The sequence below is a fragment of the Rahnella sp. ChDrAdgB13 genome (assembly GCF_017655185.1).
GTDB classification, from domain to species: Bacteria; Pseudomonadota; Gammaproteobacteria; order Enterobacterales; family Enterobacteriaceae; genus Rahnella; species Rahnella contaminans.
The window spans coordinates 1-1,106 of record NZ_JAEMGT010000237.1 but is presented as its reverse complement, the minus strand read 5'-3'; the positions used below and the strand labels follow the sequence as shown (position 1 = coordinate 1,106).

The 1,106-nt window shown below is 49.5% G+C and carries 2 protein-coding genes; both read left to right on the top strand.

The window, feature by feature from the left end; genetic code table 11:
• Positions 1-143: 143 nt before the first annotated feature.
• A complete protein-coding gene (locus tag J8X26_RS27280) occupies positions 144-371 on the top strand; it encodes a hypothetical protein (RefSeq protein WP_208952644.1) in 228 nt (75 codons plus the stop codon).
• Position 372: 1 nt separating this feature from the next.
• Entirely contained in the window at positions 373-1,038 is a 666-nt protein-coding gene (locus J8X26_RS27275; protein ID WP_208952643.1) for a hypothetical protein, read from the top strand.
• Positions 1,039-1,106: the final 68 nt, after the last annotated feature.

The following is a 1,106-nucleotide window of genomic DNA, read 5'->3' as shown; positions in this document are numbered from 1 at the left end:
GCGTTTCAGCCTGAGCGCGGCGTCAGTCGCTGCATTGCTCATGGTGATGTGTTTCTATCATCAAAATTCTTTTCGATGCCGGTTGAAAGCTGCAGTCGCCTGGGCCCGTGGCCCCGCGTTCTGCCGGAGAGTGAGGTGCACCCATGAGCAGCAATACATATTCCGAGCACATCAAAACGGGCAGAAGTCACCTGCGCAGACTGGCAACCATGCAGCGTCATCTTTTGGATATGGCCGATGCCTGGGAAGACCTCGATAACAGTCAGATCACTGATTTTAACGCGCTGGCTGACCGGGTTGGTGAATCTTCCTCTGAGCTTACTGGCCTTATGGAAGAGTGGAAAAACAGTAAAGAATGGGATGGTGAATAATATGAGCGATCGCAATATGGACATCCGTTTTCTGCGTGATGTGTCGTCACACCAAATGACAATATTCCGGGATGAGGGGGAATATCGCCATCTTCGTTTCTCCCGGCCTGGTAGTTCTTCTTATGGGTTTGATCTCATCACCTGGCCTGGTTATCTCACTGTCACCGGCGATATGGGAACGTGGACATTTAGCCGCGTCCGCGACATGTTCGATTTTTTCGTGGGCCAGGAATGGGGAATTAATCCGTACTACTGGTCTGAAAAATTGGAAGTGGGCATAAGGTCTGGCCGTCATGATATAGCGATGGAATTTGACTCGGAGGCATTCAATGAAGGTTTGCAATCCTGGCTCAATGATTGGCTGGAATGGTGCCCTGATTACAGTTCAGGTGATAAGAAAATGCGACGTGAAGCGCAGGCTGTCATTAAGGAATTACAAACGAGTGGTTTCAGTAATGAGCAGGAAGCTTGCGCCGCTGTGTATGCTGAGACCTTTCCTGGTGATGTTTCTGCGTATGACATTTTGGAAGGGATTAACTGCCGTCGCTATACCCTCCACTATCTCTGGATTTGTTATGCCATTGTGTGGGGGATTACGCGCTATAGGCGCAAGCAGCTTGTTTCTAACGCAATGAATACTTTTCTGAATTGTCGGGGTGTCGCATGAGCAAAATGACCTTTGTTGTTGATTTCCCTGATGGTCAGGAACCGGCCGTGGGTGCTGGCAGCGATATT

What these genes read in the sequence shown, in the direction of transcription:
- J8X26_RS27275 (WP_208952643.1), top strand. Translation starts at nt 373, where the DNA reads ATGAGCGATCGCAATATGGACATCCGTTTTCTGCGTGATGTGTCGTCA.
- J8X26_RS27280 (WP_208952644.1), top strand. Translation starts at nt 144, where the DNA reads ATGAGCAGCAATACATATTCCGAGCACATCAAAACGGGCAGAAGTCAC.